The organism is Stenotrophomonas sp. SBJS02, from assembly GCF_020428325.2.
Classification (GTDB): domain Bacteria; phylum Pseudomonadota; class Gammaproteobacteria; order Xanthomonadales; family Xanthomonadaceae; genus Stenotrophomonas; species Stenotrophomonas africana.
On record NZ_CP109812.1, the window covers coordinates 831,463 to 852,760 of the forward strand.

At 67.7% G+C, this 21,298-nt stretch carries 21 protein-coding genes and 1 pseudogene; 10 read left to right on the forward strand and 12 right to left on the reverse strand.

Annotation, left to right across the window (positions count from 1 at the left end; all coding sequences use genetic code 11):
• Positions 1-76: 76 nt before the first annotated feature.
• A complete protein-coding gene (locus tag FQS62_RS03770) occupies positions 77-1,495 on the forward strand; it encodes an MFS transporter (protein ID WP_208044173.1) in 1,419 nt (472 codons plus the stop codon).
• 136 nt (positions 1,496-1,631) lie between these two features.
• On the opposite strand, the gene FQS62_RS03775 is transcribed toward FQS62_RS03770, so the two are convergent.
• Genes FQS62_RS03775 through FQS62_RS03790 form a run of 4 tightly spaced genes read right to left on the reverse strand, consistent with a single transcriptional unit; the run spans position 1,632 to position 4,492 of the window.
• The gene (locus FQS62_RS03775; protein WP_208044174.1) at positions 1,632-2,429 is read right to left on the reverse strand and encodes an N-formylglutamate amidohydrolase; all 798 of its coding nucleotides are present in this window, start codon (positions 2,427-2,429) and stop codon (positions 1,632-1,634) included.
• On the reverse strand, positions 2,422-2,976 hold the full coding sequence (locus tag FQS62_RS03780; RefSeq protein WP_010481791.1) for an NUDIX hydrolase: 555 nt from the start codon (positions 2,974-2,976) through the stop codon (positions 2,422-2,424). The genes FQS62_RS03775 and FQS62_RS03780 overlap by 8 nt, the downstream gene beginning before the upstream one ends.
• Positions 2,973-3,929, reverse strand: a complete 957-nt coding sequence (locus tag FQS62_RS03785) for a 5'-3' exonuclease (protein ID WP_204309938.1) — start codon at positions 3,927-3,929, stop codon at positions 2,973-2,975. The genes FQS62_RS03780 and FQS62_RS03785 overlap by 4 nt, the downstream gene beginning before the upstream one ends.
• Positions 3,914-4,492 carry a nitroreductase family protein gene (locus FQS62_RS03790; RefSeq protein ID WP_049447348.1) on the reverse strand — a complete coding sequence of 193 codons (579 nt, stop codon included), beginning with the start codon at positions 4,490-4,492 and terminating at the stop codon, positions 3,914-3,916. Before FQS62_RS03790 ends, FQS62_RS03785 begins: the two co-directional genes overlap by 16 nt.
• 331 nt (positions 4,493-4,823) lie before the next feature.
• Between FQS62_RS03790 and FQS62_RS03795 the strand changes: the two genes are divergently transcribed.
• Both FQS62_RS03795 and FQS62_RS03800 read left to right on the forward strand, forming a co-directional pair.
• Entirely contained in the window at positions 4,824-7,145 is a 2,322-nt protein-coding gene (locus FQS62_RS03795; protein ID WP_057499612.1) for a PacR family protein, read from the forward strand.
• A 52-nt stretch (positions 7,146-7,197) separates the two neighbouring features.
• On the forward strand, positions 7,198-8,277 hold the full coding sequence (locus tag FQS62_RS03800; RefSeq protein WP_107379145.1) for an NAD(P) transhydrogenase subunit alpha: 1,080 nt from the start codon (positions 7,198-7,200) through the stop codon (positions 8,275-8,277).
• Positions 8,278-8,377: 100 nt separating this feature from the next.
• Here FQS62_RS03800 and FQS62_RS03805 read toward each other — a convergent pair whose 3' ends face one another.
• From FQS62_RS03805 to FQS62_RS03815, 3 genes are read right to left on the reverse strand one after another with little or no spacing between them, the layout of a single operon-like run.
• The gene (locus FQS62_RS03805; protein WP_226053551.1) at positions 8,378-8,839 is read right to left on the reverse strand and encodes a DUF3106 domain-containing protein; all 462 of its coding nucleotides are present in this window, start codon (positions 8,837-8,839) and stop codon (positions 8,378-8,380) included.
• Positions 8,840-8,842: 3 nt separating this feature from the next.
• Positions 8,843-9,169 (reverse strand): hypothetical protein, encoded by a 327-nt coding sequence (locus FQS62_RS03810; RefSeq protein WP_049447330.1) that lies wholly within the window; start codon positions 9,167-9,169, stop codon positions 8,843-8,845.
• Entirely contained in the window at positions 9,166-9,750 is a 585-nt protein-coding gene (locus FQS62_RS03815; protein WP_080354889.1) for an RNA polymerase sigma factor, read from the reverse strand. Before FQS62_RS03815 ends, FQS62_RS03810 begins: the two co-directional genes overlap by 4 nt.
• A gap of 98 nt (positions 9,751-9,848) precedes the next feature.
• Here FQS62_RS03815 and FQS62_RS03820 point away from each other — a divergent pair, with 98 nt between their 5' ends.
• Positions 9,849-10,169, forward strand: a complete 321-nt coding sequence (locus tag FQS62_RS03820; protein WP_025877970.1) for an NAD(P) transhydrogenase subunit alpha part 2 — start codon at positions 9,849-9,851, stop codon at positions 10,167-10,169.
• Positions 10,166-11,626: an NAD(P)(+) transhydrogenase (Re/Si-specific) subunit beta gene (locus FQS62_RS03825; RefSeq protein WP_208044175.1), complete on the forward strand. Its 1,461-nt coding sequence runs from the start codon at positions 10,166-10,168 to the stop codon at positions 11,624-11,626. The genes FQS62_RS03820 and FQS62_RS03825 overlap by 4 nt, the downstream gene beginning before the upstream one ends.
• Positions 11,627-11,931: 305 nt before the next feature.
• Here FQS62_RS03825 and FQS62_RS03830 read toward each other — a convergent pair whose 3' ends face one another.
• Entirely contained in the window at positions 11,932-12,351 is a 420-nt protein-coding gene (locus tag FQS62_RS03830) for a hypothetical protein (RefSeq protein WP_049447335.1), read from the reverse strand.
• Positions 12,352-12,473: 122 nt separating this feature from the next.
• Here FQS62_RS03830 and sufT point away from each other — a divergent pair, with 122 nt between their 5' ends.
• The 3 genes from sufT (at position 12,474) to FQS62_RS03845 (ending at position 16,376) form a co-directional block, all read left to right on the forward strand.
• On the forward strand, positions 12,474-13,025 hold the full coding sequence (gene sufT, locus FQS62_RS03835; protein ID WP_024957743.1) for a putative Fe-S cluster assembly protein SufT: 552 nt from the start codon (positions 12,474-12,476) through the stop codon (positions 13,023-13,025).
• Positions 13,026-13,084: 59 nt separating this feature from the next.
• The gene (locus FQS62_RS03840) at positions 13,085-14,179 is read left to right on the forward strand and encodes a branched-chain amino acid aminotransferase (RefSeq protein ID WP_010481775.1); all 1,095 of its coding nucleotides are present in this window, start codon (positions 13,085-13,087) and stop codon (positions 14,177-14,179) included.
• Positions 14,180-14,633: 454 nt separating this feature from the next.
• Positions 14,634-16,376: a serine protease ExpR gene (locus tag FQS62_RS03845; RefSeq protein WP_049447337.1), complete on the forward strand. Its 1,743-nt coding sequence runs from the start codon at positions 14,634-14,636 to the stop codon at positions 16,374-16,376.
• An 89-nt stretch (positions 16,377-16,465) separates the two neighbouring features.
• On the opposite strand, the gene FQS62_RS03850 is transcribed toward FQS62_RS03845, so the two are convergent.
• From FQS62_RS03850 to wrbA, 3 genes and pseudogenes are all read right to left on the reverse strand, one after another.
• Positions 16,466-16,951 (reverse strand): asparaginase domain-containing protein, encoded by a 486-nt coding sequence (locus tag FQS62_RS03850; protein ID WP_041864473.1) that lies wholly within the window; start codon positions 16,949-16,951, stop codon positions 16,466-16,468.
• Between the two features lie 79 nt (positions 16,952-17,030).
• The gene (locus FQS62_RS03855; protein WP_107379148.1) at positions 17,031-17,366 is read right to left on the reverse strand and encodes a DUF2069 domain-containing protein; all 336 of its coding nucleotides are present in this window, start codon (positions 17,364-17,366) and stop codon (positions 17,031-17,033) included.
• Positions 17,363-17,954 (reverse strand): annotated as a pseudogene (gene wrbA, locus FQS62_RS03860) (NAD(P)H:quinone oxidoreductase). The gene FQS62_RS03855 and the pseudogene wrbA overlap by 4 nt, the downstream one beginning before the upstream one ends.
• A 77-nt stretch (positions 17,955-18,031) precedes the next feature.
• On the opposite strand from wrbA, the gene FQS62_RS03865 reads away from it, so the two are divergent.
• Both FQS62_RS03865 and FQS62_RS03870 read left to right on the forward strand, forming a co-directional pair.
• Positions 18,032-19,306, forward strand: coding sequence for a YihY family inner membrane protein (locus FQS62_RS03865; protein ID WP_049447343.1), 1,275 nt, complete (start codon positions 18,032-18,034; stop codon positions 19,304-19,306).
• Entirely contained in the window at positions 19,303-19,872 is a 570-nt protein-coding gene (locus tag FQS62_RS03870) for a TlpA family protein disulfide reductase (RefSeq protein WP_208044176.1), read from the forward strand. Before FQS62_RS03865 ends, FQS62_RS03870 begins: the two co-directional genes overlap by 4 nt.
• A gap of 553 nt (positions 19,873-20,425) precedes the next feature.
• Here the strand turns inward: FQS62_RS03870 and ppk2 are convergent.
• On the reverse strand, positions 20,426-21,208 hold the full coding sequence (gene ppk2 / locus FQS62_RS03875; RefSeq protein ID WP_019661160.1) for a polyphosphate kinase 2: 783 nt from the start codon (positions 21,206-21,208) through the stop codon (positions 20,426-20,428).
• Positions 21,209-21,298 lie beyond the last annotated feature (90 nt).

Below are 21,298 nucleotides of genomic sequence, written 5' to 3' on the forward strand. Positions count from 1 at the left end.
AGATATGGGCGGCAGGGGGTTTATTGAGTTGTCCGCATCAATGAGACTGCGCTCCCCCCACCGCTCCAACCCGCCGATGCCTCCCCTCAAATACCCGCGCTGGGCGCTGACCCTGCTGGCCACCGCGCAGCTGATCATCGCCCTGGACGCCACCATCATCTTCGTCGCCCTGCACGACATGGGCCGCGCGCTGCAGATCAATGCGCAGCAGCTGCAATGGGTGGTCAGTGCCTACACCGTCGCCTTCGGCGGCAGCCTGCTGCTGGGGGGCCGTGCCGCCGACCTGGTCGGCCGCCGCCGTTTCTACCGGCTGGGCATGCTGCTGTTCGCACTGGCCTCGCTGCTTGGTGCGCTGGCGCCGAATGCGACCCTGCTGATCATCGCGCGTGCCGCACAGGGCGTCGGTGCGGCGCTGCTGTTCCCGGCTACGCTGGCATTGATCAACACGCTGTACGCCGAAGGTCCGGTGCGCAACCGCGCGCTGGCGATCTGGAGCATGGCCAGCGCTGTCGGCCTGGCGCTGGGCACGCTTCTGGGTGGCGTATTGACCCAGGCATTCGGCTGGCCGGCGGTGCTGGCGGTGATCGTGCCGCTGGCCACCGCCTGCGCGGTCGCTGCCGGTACATGGCTGCCGGCCGATGGTCCGCGGGTGCAGGGCCGTTCATTCGATCTGGCCGGTTGCCTCACTGTCACCGCCGGCGGCAGCCTGCTGGTTACCACCCTGGTGCAAGGGCCGGAGTGGGGCTGGACGGCGCCGGCCACGCTCATCTGCCTGCTGCTTTCAGCGGTACTGCTGACCGTGTTCGTGCAGATCGAGAAGCGCAGCCGTGATCCGCTGATGCAGTTTTCGCTGCTGCGCCTGCCCGGCCTGCGCGCGGCACTGGGCCTGACCTTCGCCTTCATGAGCAGCTATGGCGTGCAGTACTACTTCCTGGCGCTCTACTTCCAGGATGGCTATGGCTGGAGCCCGCTGCAGGCCGGCATGGCCTTCCTGCTGCCGACGTTGGTGTGCACCTTCGGCATCCGTATTGCCGAACGCATGCTGCGGCGCCGTTCGCCACGGCAGGTGCTGGCCTGGGGCTTCGCTGCGGGTGCCATCGGCATCGCTACGGTGGCGCTGGCGATGCCGCATGGCGCCGGTTACTGGCCGCTGCTGCCGGGCATCGTGGTGCTCAGCGTCGGTCAGGGCATGAGTTGGACGGCGATGTGGATCGTGGCCGGGCAGGGCGTGCCGGGGCCGCAGCAGGGTGTCGCGTCCGGCATGGCGGCCACCGCACAGCAGATCGGCGGCGCGTTGGGACTGGCGGTGCTGGTGATGGTGGCCAACGCCGCGCGCGGCACGCAGGCAGCAACCAGTGCCGACGCCCTGCAGGGCATGGTCAATGCACAGTACGGCGCCGCGATGTTCGCCGCGCTCGGCGTGGTGATCGCGCTGGGCCTGCGCCCGGCGCCGGTCGAATCGGCCGCCGCCGTCTGCCCGGTCAGCGAGGCATGATTGAAGGCGCTGCCGTGGGGGGATGTGCCATGCCTGCGGTAGTGCCGGCCGCTGGCCGGCAAATACATTGATCCAACTACCCTGAGGTTGCCGGCCAGCGGCCGGTACTACCGATCCGGACTGGATCCACGCGCGTTCAACCGAACGCCAGCAACTGCGGCTGCAATGCGCTGAAGATCCGCGCCAGCCGCTCCGCCCACGCCTGCTGCCCAGCCACATCGGCAATCAGGTCCTGGCGGATTTCCAGTTCCACGTGCACCAGCCCGCGGCCTTCGCCATGCACCGGCACCGCGTAGTCGCTGGTGCTGCTGACCGAATACGGTTCGTTGTCACCCACCACCAGATCGCCTTCCTCGCGCAGTGCCTGTAGCAAGGCATGCGCGAAGCGCGTGTCATGGTGGTACAGCACGCCGGCATGCCACGGTCGCTGCGTGCCGTTCATCGCCGGGGTGAAGCTGTGCATCATCACCAGCAGGGTGGGGCGGCCGGCATCGCGGCGTGCGTCAAGTTCTGCGTCGATGCGCGCGTGGTAGGGCGCGTGGATCGCATCGATGCGCTGCTGCCGCTGTGCCGCCGACAACCCGGCATTGCCCGGCACCACGGTGTGGTCGCTCACTTCCGGAATCAGCGTCGGCGAGGCCAGCGGTCGGTTGCAGTCGATCAGCAGCCGCGAATAGGTCTGTTCGATCGCCCAGGCATCCAGCCGTTCGGCCAGTGCACGGGTGGTGCCGGCAATGCCGATGTCCCAGCCGATATGGCGGTCCAGCTCCGCCTGCGCCAGGCCAAGGCCCGCCAATGCACGCGGCACCTGCTGGCCGGCGTGGTCGGCCAGCAGCAGGTACGGCGACGCGCCCTGCGCCCGGTGGATCGCGTAGATTGCCGGATCATCGGCGCCCAGCAGCGCCGGCAGTGCATGCAGGTCGGCGTCAGCCACGCGGGCGTCCGTCCAGGTGATGCTCGATCATCCACAGCCCGGCCCAGAGCTTGGCGTCCAGCTCGTAGCCTTCGCCCATCTTCTGCACCAGCCAGGCCGCAGCCTCACTGCGCGGAATCTCATGCACGGTGATGTCCTCGCTGTCATCGCCGCCACCTTCGCCGATCCGGCGCAGGCCGGTAGCGCGCACGAAGGCGATTTTTTCGCTGCTGGCGCCGGAGGAGGTGGGGCCAATCATCAGCACTTCGGCGTGATCGGCGGTCCAGCCGGTTTCTTCTTCCAGCTCGCGCACCGCCGAGACTTCGATCGATTCGCCGGCGTGGATGTCGCCGACCAGGCCGGCCGGCATCTCGATGGTGGGTGCCTGCAGCGGCACGCGGAACTGCTCGACGAACAGCACCTTGTCCTCCGGGGTGACGGCAATGATGATCGCCGCCAGGCCACCGGCATGGGTACGTTCGCTGTATTCCCAGGTGCCGCGCACCAGCATGCGCTGGTACTTGCCTTCATAGACGACACGCGGGGCTTCGGTGTTGCGCTGGCTCATGCGGGCTCGCTGTGGGTGGGAAGAGGGTCGGCCACGCCAGCGGCTTCGAACAGCCGGCGGCGGGTCATCGGGCCGAAGCGCAGGGTCTGGCACAGGCCACCGAGCAGCTCCTGGTCTGCGGCCTGGCGCAGCAGGCCGGGCTGGCTGCCTTCCAGCGGCGCGTCCAGCGCGATGGTGGTCAGCTGGCGCCAGAGCTGGGCGTGCTCGCGCTGCTCGCGCAGGCGCACCGCCATCTGTGCGGCGCCGCGCAGGCGCAGGAACGGCACTTCGTCCAAGCGTTCGTACAGCGCATCCATGCTGCCGAAATGGGCCAGCAGCACGGCGGCGGACTTGCTGCCGACGCCACTGATGCCGGGGATGTTGTCCACCGCATCGCCGCACAGCGCCAGGTAATCGGCGATCTGGTGCGCGTGTACGCCGTGCCGCGCCTTCACCCCGGCCACGTCCCAGCGCTGGTTGCGTGCGTAGTCCCACTGTTCGTCGTGGTCCAGCAGCAGCTGCGACAGGTCCTTGTCGGCGGAAATGATCAGGCCGCGATGGCTGTGCCGGTGCTGGTGCAGGGCACTGCCGATCAGGTCGTCGGCCTCGTAGTCATGGTGGGCCAATACCACCAGGCCCAGCGCTGCGCACAGCGCCTTGCAGTGCACGAACTGGCGCTTCAGCGCTTCCGGCGCCGGGTCGCGGTTGGCCTTGTAGGCCGCGTACAGGCGGTGGCGGAAGCCACTGTCCAACGCCTCGTCGAAGGCGATGGCGATGTGCCGGGGGCGCTCGCGCTCCAGCAGGTCCAGCAGGAAGCGGGCAAATCCGTGTACTGCGTTGGTCGGCCAGCCCTGGCTGTCCTGGAATTCGTCCGGCAGCGAATGCCAGGCGCGGAACACGTAGATGCTGGCATCCACCAGATACAGCGGCGGCGGCAGCGGCATGGCATTCACCACGCTCACTGGCCGGTCCAGTCCTGCAGCAGGGTCGCGACGCTTGGCCGCTCGCGCTCAGGCACCTCCGCCTTGGGTGTCCCGATATGGATGAAGCCGGCGATGCCCTCGCCCTCAGTCAGGCCAAGGTGTGCCTGCACGACTGGATCGAAGGCCATCCATGCGGTCAGCCACTGTGCACCGAAGCCCAGCGCCTGCGCGGCCTGCAGCAGGGCAAAGCAGACGCAGCCGGCGGTCATCAGCTGTTCCTGTTCGGGCACCTTCGGGTCCGGACGCGGGCTGGCCACCACCACGATCACCAGCGGCGCATGGCTGAAACGCTGGCGGTCCTTTTCGAAAACCGCCTCGCCGGCATGTGGGTCGCGCTGGCGGCTGCGCTCGGCCAGGAAGTCGCCCAGAGTGTGACGTGCATCGCCGGCGATCTTCAGGAAGCGGAACGGCACGCGCTTGCCGTGGTCGGGCACACGCACGGCCGAGGTCAGCATGCGGTGCAGGGTGGCCGCATCCGGTCCGGGCTCGCCCAGTTGCCGCGAGGGCACCGAGCGGCGGGCATCCAGGGCAAGCAGGGCAGCGGGGTCGGGCATGGAGTCTGAACCGGTCATCACGGGTGCTTGATTATAGTCGGGGTGGTCAATGACGCCGTCTGTGTCGCGTCCGGCCCCTGAATAACAAACTGTGATGAACATCATGCCACTGGCGGGAAAGGGACGATCGCTTCCTCTCGCCTCGTGGGCCTCGCACGGCTTACGATATCCATCTTGCCGGGCCGCCGGTCATGAGGTTTGAAGTGAGGACTGTTTCACTGTCCGTGACGGGCTGGCCGGCCTACCATCGACGTACCGGCACATGGGGTGTGCCGGTCGTCGCGATGTCCATGCTGTCTGTCGTACCAGAGAAGGTGGGGAGCCTTCCCGAATGATGAGCGCGCCCACACCGATGGGATCGCCGGGCCGTGACCCGGTCCAGCTTCAGCGTGCCCGGGACATGGTCCTGCCGGCGCTGTGCCAGGCTTTCGGGGCCGCATTGGCGCGTTTCGACGATGCACTGTTCGACCGGGCCGGCAATGCAGGTTCATCGCAGCTGCTGTTCCTGGATGCGATGCGCGAGCTGCGCCGCCGCCGCGAGGACATCGCCGCCGCCTTCGCCGGCCACCTGCAGCGGGCCTGGGATGCACTGGCCGGTGGCGAGCCGCTGTCGGCCGAAACCACCCTGTCCGGGCCGGCCGAGGATGGCCTGAGCCTTCTGGCTGAACATGTACTGGAGTCGCGGCTGGCGGTGCGCAATTTCGCCACCGTGCTGCTGCGCGATTTCAAGCCGGTGCTGGCGCGGCTGGACCGTCGCCTGGGCCGCTTGATCGGCGGCGCCGAGCTGGATGCCGACCACAACCCGGTCAGCCCCGAACACCTGGGCGTGGCCATCCATGAGGCTTTTGCCGGCTGCGAGCTGGCGCCGGAAGTGCACCTGGTGCTGATCAAACTGTGCGAGCGCGACCTGCGCGCGCCGGTCGGCCGCATCTACGAGAAGCTGGACGAGCAGTTGGCCGCCGCGGGCGTGATGTCGCAGATGGGGGCGCCGCGGCGTCCGTTGTCGACCGCGCCCGACCCGCGCATGGCGCCGGGGGTGGACGATCTGGTCGAGCCGCGCCACGCGGCAGGCTTCGAATCCGAATTCGGTGATGATGAACAGGCCGCGCCGGCCTGGGCGCAGCGTTTCGCCGCGCGCTGGTCCGAGCGCCGTGGCCACATGCAGCAGCATCTCGGGGGCGAGGACGCCGGCAGTGGCGAGGCGTATGCCGGCCAGCAGGGCATGTTGCTGGAGGCCCTGCACGAGCTGCTGCAGCAGACCCGCCACGTTCGCGAGGACGCCACCTCGGCCGCACAGGTCGCGGTCGGCCAGCACCGCCCGTTGAGCCAGCGCGAGATGATGTCGGTGCTGTCGCTGCTGCAGGCCACGCCCAGTGCGACGCTGCGTGCGGCCATCGGCGAGGATGGCGAATCGCTGGCGCAGCGGTTGAAGAGTGAAGTGCTGTCCAGCGCCACCCGCCTCGGCGTCGATCCCGGCCAGACCCGCCTGGACCCACAGGACGAGGACGCGATCGATCTGGTCGGCATGCTGTTCGACGTGATGCTGGACGAGCGCGAGCTGGAAGGTCGCTCGCGCGAGCTGATCGGCCGCCTGGTGGTGCCGTTCGTCAAGGTCGCCATGCTCGACCGCCGTATGTTCGTGCAGAAGACCCACCCGGCCCGCAAGCTGCTCAACTCACTGGCCGAAGCCTGCGAGGGCAATACCGGCGAAAGCCAGGCCGAGCGCATGCTGATGGCCAAGGTCGAGGAGATCATCGAACGCCTGGTGGCCGAGTTCAACGAGAATCTCGCGATCTTCCTGACGCTGGAAGAAGAATTCCGAGAGTTCCTCGTACAGCATCGCCGCCGCGTGGAAATCGCCGAGCGTCGCGCCGCCGAAACGCAGCGCGGCCAGGAAAAACTGGAAATGGCCCGCAGCCGTGCCGGTGCCGAACTGGACCGCCGCATCGGCGATGCCACCCTGCCGCCGGCCATTGCCGAGTTCCTGCGCCAGCCGTGGCAGCACCACCTGACCCTGGCGCTGTTGCGGGAGGGCGAGGAGGGCGCGTCGGTGGCCGAGGCACTGAGCCTGGCTGACGGCCTGCTGGAGGAAGTGGCCGAGGCCCGCCGCCAGATCGTCGGCAAACCGTGGCTGCAGGCCTGGCAGCCGGTGCTGGCCAAGGTGTTCGCCAGCGTGGGTGTGCATGGTGATGCCGCCACCGGCGCCATCGATGCCCTGCATGACACCCTGCAGGGCATTGCCGAATCGCGGCCGGAACTGCAGCGCGCGCTGCCGGAGCTGCCGCAGGTCGCCTTGCCGGCGCCGCCGGTGGCTGAATCGCCAGCGGTCGAGCTGGGCGGGCAGATCGACGCCGACGACTTCGACAACGCCGACGCCGACCGCTTCCGCCGCATGGAAATCGGCAACTGGCTGGACTTCGTCGACAAGGACGGCAAGGTGCAGGCCGGCAAGCTGTCCTGGGTCAGCCCGATTTCCTCGCGCCTGCTGTTCGTCAACCGCCGCGGCGTGCGCTTCTGCGTGGCCTCGCCGGAAGAACTGGCGGTGATGGTGCGGCTGGGCCGCCTGCGCGCCCACGTCGACGATGGCGCCTTCGACAGCGCGATGCAGGGTGTGATCGATCGGCTGGACCCGGGCAGCGCAACACTGCACTGAGCCGTGGCCGCCTGCTAGGATCGGGAAAACTCACCGATCAGCGGGGACCTGCATGGCCGTGGCGTTGCTGGGGATCAAGGAGACCGCGCCGGGCGAACGGCGCGTGGCGTTGACGCCGGAAACCGCGCGCAAGCTCGGTGCCCTCGGCATTACCGTCTGGTACGAGGCCGGCGCCGGCCTGGCGGCAGGCTTCACCGATGTGGCCTATGACGATGCCGGCGCACGTGTGTTCGACGCGGGCCGTTGGGGCGAGATCGATATCCTGCTGTGCGTGCAGGCGCCGCCGGTGTCGGTCCTGGAAAAGCTCAAGCCCGCTGCCAGCGTGGTCGGCCTGCTGGCCCCGGCCAGTGATCCGGCGCTTGCGGCATTGGCCGCTGGCGACCGCCTGCAGCTGTTCCCACTGCAGCAGCTGCCGCGCACCACCCGCGCGCAGGCGATGGACGTCCTCAGTTCGCAGGCGGGCATGGCCGGCTACAAGGCCGCGCTGATCGCAGCCGAACGCGCGCCGCGTTTCTTCCCGATGCTGACCACTGCGGCCGGTACCGTGCGCCCGGCCAAGGTACTGGTGATCGGTGCCGGCGTGGCCGGCCTGCAGGCCATTGCCACCGCGCGCCGGTTGGGCGCACAGGTGGAAGGTTTCGACGTGCGCCCGGAAACCCGCGAGCAGATCCAGTCGCTGGGCGCGCGCTTCCTCGATCTTGGCGTGAGTGCGGCCGGCGAAGGCGGCTATGCGCGTGCGTTGACCGATGAGGAACGCGCCGAGCAGCAGCGCCGGCTGGCCGACCACCTGCGCAGCGTGGATGTGGTGATCTGCACTGCAGCGGTGCCGGGGCGACCGGCGCCGACGATCGTGACTGCCGCGATGGTGGAAGGCATGGCCACCGGCAGCGTGATCGTGGACCTGGCGGCGGAGAGCGGCGGCAACTGCGCACTGACCCAGCCGGGGCAGTGCATCGAGCATCAGGGCGTGACCATCGATGGCCCGCTGGGCCTGGCCAGCCGCGGCGCGACCCAGGCCAGCGAGATGTATGCGCGCAACCTGCTCAACTTCGTCGCGCTGTTCGTGCGCGAAGGGCAGCTCGGTTTCGACTGGGAAGACGAGTTGCTGGCCAAGACGCGCTGGCAAGCGTGACCTGACCTGCATGCTGTAGAGCCGAGCCCATGCTCGGCTTGCGCAGACGCGATGAAGCAGCCGGGCGTGGGCTCGGCGCTACAGAGGATTGAATCTGGTCTTACCGCGGCTTCGCCGGCGGCGGGTTCTCGCGCACCCAGTCCTTGCGCTGTTCCGGCGTCATCTGCGACCAGCGCTCGCGCAGTGCATCGCGCTGCGCGGGCGGCAGATCCCGCATCTGGCCGAACAGGGCCCGGGCCTGCTCACGCTGTTCCGGGCTCATGTGCTCGAAGCGGCGCAGGCCACGGCGGGCCTTGTCGCGTTCCTCAGGGCTCATCGACTGCCAGCGCTGGCCATGCGAGAGCATGCGCTGGCGCTGGCCGGCATCGGCGCTGTTCCAGCGGTCGCGCAGCGGCGCCAGCAGCGATTCCCGCTGTGCTTCACTCAGCTGTTCCCAGGCCGGCAGGCGGCTGGCCGCGGGCGGGCGTGGCGGCAGGGCGGGCGCGGCGCTCTGCGCCAGTGCCGGGAGGGCCGGCAGCAGCAACAGGGTCATCAGCAGGGGCAGGGCGTGCAGTCGGGACATCATTCACTCCATCGCCAGGTCGGTATCGCCCAGCCACAGGTACAGATCGGGATTTTCGTCGTAGAGCGCGCTGTTGTCTTCCACCGAGGCAAGCACAGGTGCCGGCGCAGGGCCCGTCAGCGTGCCATGGCCAGTGAACTGCAGGCCGATACCCAGCGCCACCACCAGCGAACAGGCACTGGCCAGCCACCAGCGCCAGCGCCCGCGATGGGTGGCCGTGGCGCCGTGGCGAGCCTGGCGCAGCCGGGCCAGCGTTGCCGGCGACAGCGCGCGCAGCGACTGCGCGTGCAGGCCGCGCAGGGAGTCATCGGAAGGCAGGGAGCGGTTCACGGGTGGATCTCCAGGTAATCCTGCAGCGCCTGGCGGGCGCGTGCCAGATGGGTTTTTACCGCGCCTTCGCTGCAGCCCATGGCGCGGGCGGTGGTGGCCCCGTCCAGATCCTGCAGCACGCGCAGGGTGAACGCCTCGCGCTGGCGGGCGGGCAGGCGGCGCAACGCGTCCACCAGCTGCTGGTACTGCTGGCGCTGTTCATGCGCCTGTGCCGGGTCCGGGCCGGGGTCGGCCCAGTCGATCTCGCCGCCTTCCGCGTCCTGGTTGTCGCGCCAGAACGGCAGGCGGAAACGGCGCCGGCGCTGCACGTCGATCACGCGCCGGCGCAGGATGCTCCAGAACAGCGGCGCCCATTCGACGGCCGGCTTGTCGGCGTAGTCCAGCATGCGCAACAGCGCGTCCTGCACCGCGTCCATGGCGTCTTCGCGCTGGCGCAACCCGGCCTCGGCGAAGCGGAACGCACGCGGGCCGACACTGGCCAGGAACGCCTCCAGCGATGCCGGCAGGGCATCGGTCTCGGCGCTCGGGGGGACGGGGCTGCTCACCAGCACAGGGTACGGTTCCTCGCTCGGGGTCACCATCGACAACGCGTGAGCGCGGCTTCGGTTGACGCCGGGCGCGCACCGGGTTCAGCCCATGGTTATGATGGGACGACGAAGACAGAGCAGGAGCGTTGCCAGTGAGTGACGGGTTCGTAGCGCTGTACATCTTCATGCTGGCCGCCATTGCCGGCCACGTGATCATTTCCCGGGTCCCGGTGATCCTGCATACCCCGTTGATGTCGGGCTCCAATTTCATCCATGGCATCGTGCTGATCGGCGCGATGGTGGTGCTGGGGCACGCACAGACGCCGTTGGAGAAGGTGCTGGGGTTCCTTGCCGTGGTGCTCGGTGCCGGCAACGCCGCCGGCGGCTATGTGGTCACCGCGCGCATGCTGGAAATGTTCAAGCCGAGCGTGCGCAAGGCCGGCAACGATGAACCGAAGGAGCCGCAGGCTTGAACATCAGCACCGTCGAACTGCTCGATTGGCTGGTCAAGGCCAGCTACCTGGTTGCCGCCACCCTGTTCCTGCTCGGCCTGCAGCGCATGGCCTCGCCGATGACCGCAAGCAGCGGTATCCGCTGGGCGGGGCTGGGCATGCTGCTGGCCACGGTGGCGACCTTCTTCCTGCCCGAACTGCACAACGTGCCGTTGATCCTGGTAGCACTGCTGCTGGGGGCCGGCCTGGCCTGGTGGTCGGCGGGCAAGGTCGCCGTCACCGACATGCCGCAGATGGTCGCGCTGTACAACGGCATGGGCGGCGGCTCGGCGGCCGCCATCGGTGCGGTGGAACTGCTGCGCTATGCCTTCCTCGCCAACCGCGATACCACCCACTGGAGTGCGCAGGCGCTGGCCGATCTGGCCGCGCGGCAGCCGTCCGGCACGGTGCTGGTGCTGGCGGTGGTGGGCGCGGCGATCGGTGCGGTGTCGCTGTCCGGCTCGGTGATCGCCTGGGCCAAGCTGGATGGGCGCCTGGACAAGCGCGTGACCTGGCCCGGCCAGCAGGTGATGAACCTGCTGGTGGCACTGGCGGTGGTGGTGCTGGCGATCATCGCGGCCAGCACCCTCAATACCTGGGCGATCGTCGCGTTCTTCGTGCTGGCGCTGGCGCTGGGCGTGCTGATGACGTTGCCGATCGGTGGCGCCGACATGCCGGTGGTGATCTCGCTGTACAACGCGTTCACCGGCCTGGCGGTGTCATTCGAAGGCTACGTGCTGGGCAACGAGGCATTGATCATCGCCGGCATGATGGTCGGCGCGGCCGGCATCCTGCTGACCCGGCTGATGGCCAAGGCGATGAACCGGCCGATCCGCAACGTGCTGTTCTCCAACTTCGGCGGCGGTGCCGGCGGCGAAGCGCAGGCGATCACCGGTGCGCAGAAGCCGATTGAAGCGTCGGACGTTGCGGCGATGATGGCCTACGCCGAACGCGTGGTGATCGTGCCGGGATACGGCATGGCCGTGGCGCAGGCCCAGCACAAGATCTGGGAGCTGGCACAGCGGCTGGGCCAGCGCGGGGTGAAGGTGAAGTTCGCCATCCACCCGGTGGCCGGGCGCATGCCCGGGCACATGAACGTGCTGCTGGCCGAAGCGGGCGTGCCGTACGATCTGATCGCCGACATGGACGACATCAACCCGGAGTTCGCCAACACCGACGTGGTGCTGGTGATCGGTGCCAACGACGTGGTCAATCCGGTGGCACGCACCGACCCGGCCAGCCCGATCTACGGCATGCCGGTGCTGGACGTGGTCAACGCGCGCAACGTGGTGGTGATCAAGCGCGGCAAGGGCACCGGTTTTGCCGGCATCGAGAATGCGCTGTTCTATGCCGACAACACGCGCATGCTGTACGGCGATGGTGCGGAAGCGGCAGCCTCGCTGGTGAGCGAACTGAAAGCGCTCGACGGCGGGCATTGAGATCCGGCTGCATCCGGTGGGTGCGGACCTTGGTCCGCACGCCTTTTCCCGGCCAGCGGCCGGAACGACCCCGTCCACGCGTGGCGTGGATCTACGGCGGGCATTAGGCCGCGGCTGGATCTGGTAGGTGCGGACCTTGGTCCGCACGCTCTTGCCGGCCAGCGGCCGGCACTACCGAATCCACGCATGGCGTGGATCTACGGCGGGCATTAGGCCGCGGCTGGATCTGGTAGGTGCGGACCTTGGTCCGCACGCTCTGCCGGCCAGCGGCCGGCACTACCGAATCCACGCGTGGATCTACGCGGTCAGCGCGCCAGCCAGGCGCCTACGACCACGGCGACGGCCAGCCACAGCCATTCCACCGCGCCGTTGGCCAGGGTAATCAGGGTCCAGGCCAGGTGCGGACCCATCCGCATCGTGGCGTCCCACAGGTCCAGCCCGATCGAACCGCCCATCCAGGCGCTGGCGATGGTCCAGTTGGCCACGGCGGCCACCAGCAGGGTGCCCAGCACGACCAGAGCGATGCGCAGCCGGCCCGGGCCCAGCGTACCCATGCGCAGCATGAACACCAGTTCCAGGGCGGTCAGTACCGCCATCCAGCCGACCTGCCGGCCGGTCATCAGCGCCAGCACCGTCCAGGCGAGGGGAGCAACAAACAGGCCCAGCAACAGCATGATGGGCCAGAGCCAGGTCACGGTCCTGGCACGCGCGGCATTGAAGGACATCGAAGCTCCCTGAAGATCACCCACAGGATACTGTGGTTTGCCGCAGTGCACCGGCGGCAGCAGGGCGGCTGGGCTAGAATGCCGTCTTGCGTGGCCGCGGCCACGGCCCCATATCGGTCCCCATGTATTCCCGTAGCAGCGAACCTGTCCACTTCGAACGCGATTGCGAGGCCGTGATGGTCCCGCAGGGCGATACCGTGACCCTGCCCGCCGGCAGCTATGGGTACATCACCCAGGCGCTGGGTGGCAGTTATTCGGTGTTTGTCGAGGGCAACCTGTTCCGCATCGCCGGCAAAGACGGCGACGCCATCGGCAAGGAGGCGCCGGCACCGCTGGAGCTGCCGGCCGATGCCACCGATGAACAGGTGGAACAGCTGGTATGGCAGCAGCTGCGCACCTGCTTCGATCCGGAAATTCCGGTGAACATCGTCGAACTGGGCCTGGTCTACGAAGTCGAGATCAAGCACCTGGACGAAGGCAAGCGCGAGATCGACGTGAAGATGACCCTGACCGCACCCGGCTGCGGCATGGGCGACATCCTCGTCGACGACGTGCGCAGCAAGCTCGAAATGATCCCGACAGTGGCCGAGGCCGACGTCGACCTGGTGTTCGACCCGCCGTGGAACCAGCACATGATGTCCGAGGCGGCCCGGCTCGAGACCGGCATGCTTTGACCCACGGCCCGCAGTGACGCGGGCCCGGCATTACCCGCAACCAGAACAGGAAATCTCCGGTGTCCCAGTCCATTCCCAGCTTCGCCGTCACCCGTTCGGACCACCCGCGCAGCGCTGAAGAGCGCGCCCAGATCCTGGAGAAGCCGGGCTTCGGCCTGCACTTCACCGACCACATGGTGGAAGTGCGCTGGGACAAGGACACCGGCTGGCACAACGCCAACGTGCGTGCCTACGGCCCGCTGCAGCTGGATCCGGCCGCGGCCGTGCTGCACTACGGCCAGGAAATCTTCGAAGGCATCAAGGCCTACCGCCATGCCGACGGTTCGATCTGGACCTTCCGCCCGGATGCCAACGGCCGTCGACTGCAGCGTTCGGCGCAGCGCCTGGCGCTGCCGGAACTGCCGGTGGAGATCTTCGTCGAATCGCTGAAGCAGCTGATCGCCGTGGACAGCGCCTGGGTGCCGTCGGCCGATGAGTCGAGCCTGTATTTCCGTCCGTTCATGATCGGCGACGAAGCCTTCCTCGGCGTGCGCGGTGCGCACAAGGCCGGTTACTACGTCATCGCCAGCCCGGCCGGCCCGTACTTCGCCAAGGGCGTCGCCCCGGTGTCGATCTGGCTGTCCACCGAATACGCGCGTGCGGCCAAGGGCGGCACCGGCGCCGCCAAGTGCGGTGGCAACTACGCGGCTTCGCTGCTGCCGCAGCAGAAGGCACAGGCACAGGGCTGCTCGCAGGTGTTGTTCCTCGACCCGGTCGAAGGCAAGTACCTGGAAGAACTGGGTGGCATGAACGTGTTCCTGGTCTACAAGGACGGCACGCTGGTCACCCCGCAGCTCTCGGGCAGCATCCTTGAGGGCATCACCCGCGAGAGCATCCTGCAGCTGGCCCGCGACCGCGGCATGAAGGTCGAAGAGCGCAAGGTCAGCATCGACGAGTGGAAGGACGGCGTTGCCTCCGGCGAGATCGCCGAAGTGTTCGCCTGCGGTACCGCGGCGGTGGTCACCCCGATCGGCCAGCTGAAGGGCGAGGGCTTCTCGGTGGGCGACATCAACGCCCCGGCCGGCGAAGTGACCATGTCGTTGCGCAAGGAACTGACCGACATCCAGTACGGCCGCCTGCCGGACCGCCACAACTGGCTGGTCAAGCTGGGCTGATGATCGCCCACGCTGAACTGTAGAGCCGAGCCGACGCTCGGCTGCTCTTCCGGAAAGCCCGTCCCCGTGACGGGCTTTCTGCGTTCTGGTCAGGCCGCCGGGCATGACCCGGCGCTACCGGACGGTCCGTGCCCGCCGACGGAGGACGCCGATGTCGGCAAAGTCATTCCAGGACACGTGACGACCCAGTCAGGTCTGTGCAGGGCACGAGAAAGTTCCTTCACCTTCACAAACCCTCGACCCGTAAAGTCTCAGATCAGACATTTCATCTTGCTGAAAAGACGCTGAAAATCTTGTGGTGTCCGGTTTTGGTCATTAGCGTCATCTGCACGGCGGATTGATAGGGGAATCCGCTGACTCGCCGGACTTCGAACCTCGCCAACGAAAGCCAGCCCATGGTTCGGCCGGTGCTTCTGCCGATTCCGGCATTCACACCACTAGAAAGGGAAATACGATGTCCCAGGTAACGCAACCGCGTGTGCGTCGAGTGTGGGTGGTCCTTGGTGCGTCCGTTCTGTCATCGCTGCTGCTGGCCACGCCTGCGCTGGCCGGTGATGTCCAGCTCAGCGGCCTGCAGTCCGCGCCGACCCACCAGCGTTTCATCGTGAAGTACCGCGACGGCAGTGCCCCGGTGGCCAACACCACCGCATTGGCCTCTTCGCTGAAGAGCGCCGCCGCGGGCATGGCCACGAGCCAGGGCCGCGCGCTGGGCCTGCAGCAGGTCCGCAAGCTGGCCGTGGGCCCGACCCTGGTCAAGACCGACCGTCCGCTCGACCAGGCCGAATCCGAGCTGCTGATGCGCAAGCTCGCCGCCGATCCGAACGTGGAATACGTCGAAGTCGACCAGATCATGCGCGCGACGCTGACCCCGAACGACACTCGTTTCAGCGAGCAGTGGGGCTTTGGCACCTCCAGCGCCGGCATCAACATCCAGCCGGCCTGGGACAAGTCCACCGGCACCGGCGTGGTGGTGGCCGTGATCGACACGGGCATCACCAACCATCCCGACCTCAACGCCAACATCCTGCCCGGCTACGACTTCATCAGCGACGCCGCGATGGCCCGTGATGGCGGTGGCCGCGACAACAATCCGAACGACGAAGGCGACTGGTACGGCGCCAACGAGTGTGGCTCGGGCATCCCGGCCTCCAATTCCAGCTGGCACGGCACCCACGTTGCTGGCACCGTGGCGGCCGTGACCAACAACAGCACCGGCGTGGCTGGCACGGCGTTCAATGCGAAGGTCGTCCCCGTGCGCGTGCTCGGCAAGTGCGGTGGTTATACCTCCGACATCGCCGATGCGATCGTGTGGGCATCCGGCGGCACCGTCAGTGGCGTGCCGGCCAATGCCAACCCGGCCGAAGTCATCAACATGTCCCTGGGCGGTGGCGGCACCTGCTCGGCTACCTACCAGAACGCGATCAATGGCGCGGTCAGCCGTGGTACCACCGTGGTGGTTGCCGCCGGCAACAGCAACACCAACGTGTCCTCGTCGGTGCCGGCCAACTGCGCGAACGTGATCGCGGTGGCGGCCACGACCTCGGCCGGTGCGCGTGCCAGCTTCTCCAACTATGGTGCCGGCATCGACATTTCCGGCCCGGGCCAGAGCATCCTGTCCACCCTCAACACCGGCACCACCACGCCGGGCAGCGCCACCTACGCGTCCTACAACGGCACCTCGATGGCGGCGCCGCATGTGGCCGGTGTGGTCGCACTGATGCAGTCGGTGGCGCCGAGCGCGCTGAGCCCGGCGCAGGTCGAGAGCATCATCAAGAGCACCGCACGTCCGCTGCCGGGCGCCTGCTCGGGTGGTTGTGGCGCCGGCATCATCGACGCCAATGCCGCTGTGGCTGCGGCGATCAACGGTGGCGGCAATCCGAACCCGGGCGGCAACGTGCTGCAGAACAACGTGCCGGTGACCGGCCTGGGCGCCGCGACCGGTGCCGAGCTGAACTACACCGTCGCCGTTCCGGCCGGCAGCACCCAGCTGCGCGTTGCGATCAGTGGCGGCAGCGGTGATGCCGACCTGTACGTGCGCCAGGGCAGTGCCCCGACCGATACCACCTACACCTGCCGTCCGTACCTGAGCGGAAACAGCGAGACCTGCACCATCAACAGTCCCACCGCCGGCACCTGGTATGTGCGGGTGAAGGCGTACAGCACCTTCTCGGGCCTGACCCTCAGCGCCCAGTACTGAGCCCAAGTCCCTCTCCATGGGCACGCCCCGGCCCAGGCCGGGGCGTTTTCTCTTTGGGTAGGTGCCGACCTTGGTCGGCACGCTGTTCCTCAGACCGACTCGAAGCGGTTCGCGGCCACGTTCTTGCGCACGTGCTGCGGATCGAATATCCGGCCGTTCATGGCGATGTACACGCCGCTCGGCAACGACTGCACCGCACCGATCGCGCAGCCGATGTTGAACTCGGCATCCGAGCCGCGGAAGCGTGCCGGACTCAGCGCGCCGGTCATCACGATGGTCTTTTCCGGAATCGTCGCAAGCACCTGGCCGGTCTGCACCATCGAATCGGTGCCGTGGGTCACCAGCACGTGCCGGGTCGGCTGCGCGGCGATGGTGGCGCGGATCAGTTCGCGGTCCTCATCGTTGATGTGCAGCGAATCCTTGCGCAGGATCGGAATCACGTTGAAGCGGAACGTCACGCCCAGCTCGCGCAGGATCATGCCGATCTGGGGGTCGCCGATCTGGTAGTCCGACTTGTCGTCGAAGTAGATCTTGTCGATCGTGCCACCGGTGGTGACGACCAGGAGCTCTTCCATCATGTGCATGCGCGAAACCAGGACAGGTACAGCGGCGCGGGGCCAGGAACACAGATGATACGGCCCGGCGGCCGCAGCGTCAGCGTCGCTTGCCGAAGCGGGCGCGCAGCCCCGGCAGGCTGGCGCTGAAGATCACCAGCAGGGCCAATGCAATCTCGATCAACGCCAGCCAGCGCGTCTCCGGGTGGCTCCAGGCGCTCATCACGCCGTGGCTGAACCAGCCCAGCGCCAGCACCGAGGCCCAGAAGCCGGCCTTGCGCCAACCCAGTTGCAGGGCAACAGCCAACGCCAGTGGCGGCGCGGTGAACACCAGCTGGGTGGCCAGCCAGTGCTTGTCATTGATGAACCAGCCGGCGAACAGCGCGGCCAGCCCCATCAGGGCCAGCAGCAGGATCGTGCGCCCCGGGCGGCTCATCGGGCCAACCGCTGCGCGATGTCGGCCACCCGGCGACCAGCGCGCGGGCCAGCACGGCCTCGTCATCGGTCGCTGCGGGTCATCGGCGGCGCCGGCCACGTGGCTGGCGCCATAGGGCGTGCCGCCACTGGTGGTGTGGCTCAACGCCGGTTCGGTGAACGGGATGCCGACGATCACGCAGCCGTGGTGCAGCAGCGGCACCTGCATCGACAGCAGGGTCGATTCCTGCCCGCCGTGCATCGAGGCGGTGGAGGTGAATACGCCGGCCGGCTTGCCTGACAGGGTGCCGTTGACCCATTCGGCGCCGAGCCCGTCCAGGAAATGCTTGACCGGCGCGGCCATGTTGCCGAAGCGGGTGGGGCTGCCGAGCAGCAGGCCCTGGCATTCCACCAGGTCCTGCACGCTCACGTAGGGCGCGCCATCGTCGGGCACCGGCGGCTGTGCGGTCTGGGTCACGGCGGCCACCGGCGGCACCGTGCGCAGGCGCGCGCTCATGCCCGGTACTTCGCCGATGCCCCGCGCGATCTGGCGCGCCAGCCGTGCCACCGAACCGCCCCGGCTGTAGTACAGCACCAGAATCTCGCCCATCGTGCCCGCTTCTCCTCGTCGTGTGGTCGCCAGTATGGCTATCCTGCCAGCATTCCGCATCGGGTACCCTTCCACCGATGGAACCTTTGGATACGCTCAACCTGTGGATGGAGCGCGCGCGGGATCGCGCACGTGCCATCAGTTTCGGCCGCTTCCTGTGGCATCGCTTCCTCGACGACCGCCTGTTCCAGGCAGCGGCGGCGCTGGCCTACACCACGGTGTTCGCGCTGGTGCCGCTGGCGATCGTGGTGTTCGGCGTGCTCTCGGCCTTCCCCGTCTTCGACCGCTGGAGCGACCAGCTCAGCGATTACGTCTTTTCCAACTTCGTGCCCAACGCTGCGCGCGCCGCGGAGGGCTACCTGCGGCAGTTCTCGGCCAGTGCCGGCCAGCTCACCGCCGCCGGCTTCATTGCGCTGGTGGTCTCGCTGCTGATCACGCTCAACAGTGTTGAAGAGACCTTCAACCAGATCTGGCGGGTCGGCTCGACCCGGCCCAAGCTGACCCGCTTCCTGGTCTATTGGACCGTGCTGACCCTGGGCGCGATGCTCGCCGCTGCTTCGCTGGCAGTATCGGCGCGGGTGTTCGCAATGCCATTGTTCGGCACGCAGGAGGGCCGCTGGCTGGCCGAGCTTGCGCTGCGGGTGGCGCCGATCCTGATCGAGTTCGTGTGCATCACGCTGATGTTCCGGGTGGTGCCGCATCACACGGTGAAATGGCGGCACGCAGTTCCCGGCGCGATCCTGGCCGCGGTGATCCTGGAGCTGGTGAAGTGGGGCATCGGCGCCTACCTGGGCAGCTTCCAGTCCTACCAGAAGCTCTATGGCACGGTCGCCTTCGTGCCGATCCTGCTGCTGTGGATCTACCTGTGCTGGGTGGCGGTGCTGCTGGGCGCGTCGCTGTCCTCGTCGATGGCCGCCTTCCGCTACCAGCCAGTGGAACTGCGCTTGCCGCAGGGCTACGAGTTCTACGGCCTGCTGCGCCTGCTCGGCCGCTTCCACCATGCACGCGCCAAGGGCAGGGGCCTGGCCGATGATGAAATCCTGCGGCTGGAGCCGATGCTGACCGACTCCCTGCTGCATGACCTGGTCTGCAACCTGCAGGAGATCGACCTGCTGCGCCGTGACGAGCGCGGCGAGTGGTTGCTGTCGCGCGACCTGAACCAGGTGAGCCTGGCCGATCTGTACGAATGCACCCAGCTGCGCATCCCGGTAGCCGAGCAGCACCTGCCGTACCGCGATGACAGCCTGGGCCGTGCCGCATTGGCGGCGCTGGACGATCTGCGACTGCCCCTGCGTGAACGCCTGAAGCGCAAGGTCAGTGATATCTATACCGATTCCGGAGACATGCCATGACCCGCAAGACCCCGTTGCTGCTCCCGCTGGCCCTGGTACTGGCCCTGTCGGCCTGCAAGCCGGCGCAGGAGCCGACCCCGGCCAGCAGCCAGCCGCCGGCACAGGCACCGACGCCGGCCGCACCGGCGCCGGTCGATGAAACCCCGGCCGAGCGCACCACCGCCGAGTTCCCGACGCTGAAGATGAAGGCGGTGGATGGCAGTGATTACGATCTGGCCGCGCATCGTGGCAAGTGGGTGGTGGTGAACTTCTGGGCCACCTGGTGCGCACCGTGCCGGAAGGAGATGCCGGAGTTGTCCGCGCTGCATGCGATGCGCAGCAACATCGAAGTGGTCGGCCTGGCTTATGAGGACATCGAAGTGCCGGAGATGCAGTCGTTCCTGACCAAGCATCCGGTGACCTATCCGATCGTGATCGTGGACCCGTTCGATCCGCCGGCGGACTTCGCCACACCGCGTGGCCTGCCGCTGACGCACCTGCTGGATCCGCAGGGCAAGCTGGCCCACACCTTCCTCGGCCCGGTGACGGCCGCCGACATCGAAAAGCAGATCGCAGCTGCCAAGTAGTGGGTTGGTCGGCAGGGCCTGCGGCCCTGCACCTGCCGATGCCAGAGCAACGGCAACAGCAGCAACAACAGCAGCAACAACAGCAACGGCGGGCATTCCGTGGGATGGTGGGGCGGTGCCGGAGTGCGGGGACGCCACAAGTACGTCCCTGTAGGCTTGGCAGCCGCATCCATGCGGCTGACACCCCGCACTCCGACACCGCCCCACCTCTGACAGATTTCTGCGGCTGTTGGTGGGTGTCGACCTTGGTCGACACGTTAGATCCACGCCATGCGTGGATGAATCTCCATTGAAATTGAATATTTCGACAATCGAATGAAGAGCATCCACGCATGTCGTGGGTCTGCTGCAGGTCGCGAGAAACTGTCGAAGGCGGGGTGGGTCCGGTTGCGGGGGCGTGAGCCGCATGGATGCGGCGACCGAGCTTACATGGACGTACTTGCAGCGTCCCCCGCAACCGGACCCACCCCGCCATCCCTCAGGAAGCCCGCCGTTGCTGTTGCCGTTGCTCTGGCTTCGGCAGGTGCAGGGTGCAACCCTGCCGCCCCCCCCCCTATTCCTCGACCGGGAAGTCCTCGATCGGCTTCAGCACATCGTAGTGCTCGCGATGCAGCTTGCCCTTCAGCTTCGGCAGCTCCGGCAACGGCGCATCCACCCGTGTGTCCGGCAACCGGTCCAGCAGGTTGCGCACCAGGGTCAGTCGCCCCAGCCGCTGGTCGTTGAAATCCACCAGCGTCCACGGCGCCGCCTCGCGATGCGTCGCGCGCAGCATCGCCTCGCGGGCTTCGGTATAGGCGCTGTACTTGCTGCGCGATTTCAGGTCGACCGGGGACAGCTTCCAGCCCTTCAGCGGATCGAGGTGGCGCTCGGCGAAACGCTTCTCCTGCTGCTCCTGGTCGACGCACAGCCAGTACTTGAACAGCAGGATGCCGTCATCCACCAGCAGCTGCTCGAACACCGGCGCCTGGCGCAGGAACTGCTGGTACTCGGTTTCGCTGCAGTAGCCCATCACCCGCTCGACGCCGGCGCGGTTGTACCAGCTGCGGTCCATCAGCACGATCTCGCCGGCGGCGGGAAGATGCGAGGCGTAGCGCTGGAAATACCACTGCGTGGCTTCGCGGTCGGTGGGCTTGGGCAGCGCCACCACCCTGCACTGGCGCGGGTTGAGGTGCTGGCTGATGGCCTGGATCGCGCCGCCTTTGCCTGCGGTATCACGGCCTTCGAACAACACCAGCAGGCGCTGCCCGCTGTGCTGCACCCAGCGCGCCATCGCGGTCAGTTCCAGCTGCAGCGGCAGCAGCAGTTCGTCGTAGTCCTTGCGCTTGAGCTTGGCCATCGTCACACCACGTGGAGAGGAAGCCCGAGCGTAGCGCAGGGATGGCTCAGGCGATGTCGACGCCTGGTAGAGTCGACTGTCAGTCGACTA

Excerpts from the sequence above, each read along its gene's own strand:
- FQS62_RS03805 (WP_226053551.1), bottom strand. The coding sequence starts at position 8,839 with ATGTCCCGACTGCACGCCCTGCCCCTGCTGATGACCCTGTTGCTGCTG.
- sufT (WP_024957743.1), top strand. The coding sequence starts at position 12,474 with ATGTATTCCCGTAGCAGCGAACCTGTCCACTTCGAACGCGATTGCGAG.
- FQS62_RS03850 (WP_041864473.1), bottom strand. The coding sequence starts at position 16,951 with ATGGAAGAGCTCCTGGTCGTCACCACCGGTGGCACGATCGACAAGATC.
- FQS62_RS03800 (WP_107379145.1), top strand. The coding sequence starts at position 7,198 with ATGGCCGTGGCGTTGCTGGGGATCAAGGAGACCGCGCCGGGCGAACGG.
- FQS62_RS03770 (WP_208044173.1), top strand. The coding sequence starts at position 77 with ATGCCTCCCCTCAAATACCCGCGCTGGGCGCTGACCCTGCTGGCCACC.
- FQS62_RS03815 (WP_080354889.1), bottom strand. The coding sequence starts at position 9,750 with ATGGTGACCCCGAGCGAGGAACCGTACCCTGTGCTGGTGAGCAGCCCC.
- FQS62_RS03830 (WP_049447335.1), bottom strand. The coding sequence starts at position 12,351 with ATGTCCTTCAATGCCGCGCGTGCCAGGACCGTGACCTGGCTCTGGCCC.
- FQS62_RS03870 (WP_208044176.1), top strand. The coding sequence starts at position 19,303 with ATGACCCGCAAGACCCCGTTGCTGCTCCCGCTGGCCCTGGTACTGGCC.
- FQS62_RS03780 (WP_010481791.1), bottom strand. The coding sequence starts at position 2,976 with ATGAGCCAGCGCAACACCGAAGCCCCGCGTGTCGTCTATGAAGGCAAG.
- FQS62_RS03845 (WP_049447337.1), top strand. The coding sequence starts at position 14,634 with ATGTCCCAGGTAACGCAACCGCGTGTGCGTCGAGTGTGGGTGGTCCTT.
- FQS62_RS03855 (WP_107379148.1), bottom strand. The coding sequence starts at position 17,366 with ATGAGCCGCCCGGGGCGCACGATCCTGCTGCTGGCCCTGATGGGGCTG.
- ppk2 (WP_019661160.1), bottom strand. The coding sequence starts at position 21,208 with ATGGCCAAGCTCAAGCGCAAGGACTACGACGAACTGCTGCTGCCGCTG.
- FQS62_RS03865 (WP_049447343.1), top strand. The coding sequence starts at position 18,032 with ATGGAACCTTTGGATACGCTCAACCTGTGGATGGAGCGCGCGCGGGAT.
- FQS62_RS03795 (WP_057499612.1), top strand. The coding sequence starts at position 4,824 with ATGATGAGCGCGCCCACACCGATGGGATCGCCGGGCCGTGACCCGGTC.
- FQS62_RS03790 (WP_049447348.1), bottom strand. The coding sequence starts at position 4,492 with ATGCCCGACCCCGCTGCCCTGCTTGCCCTGGATGCCCGCCGCTCGGTG.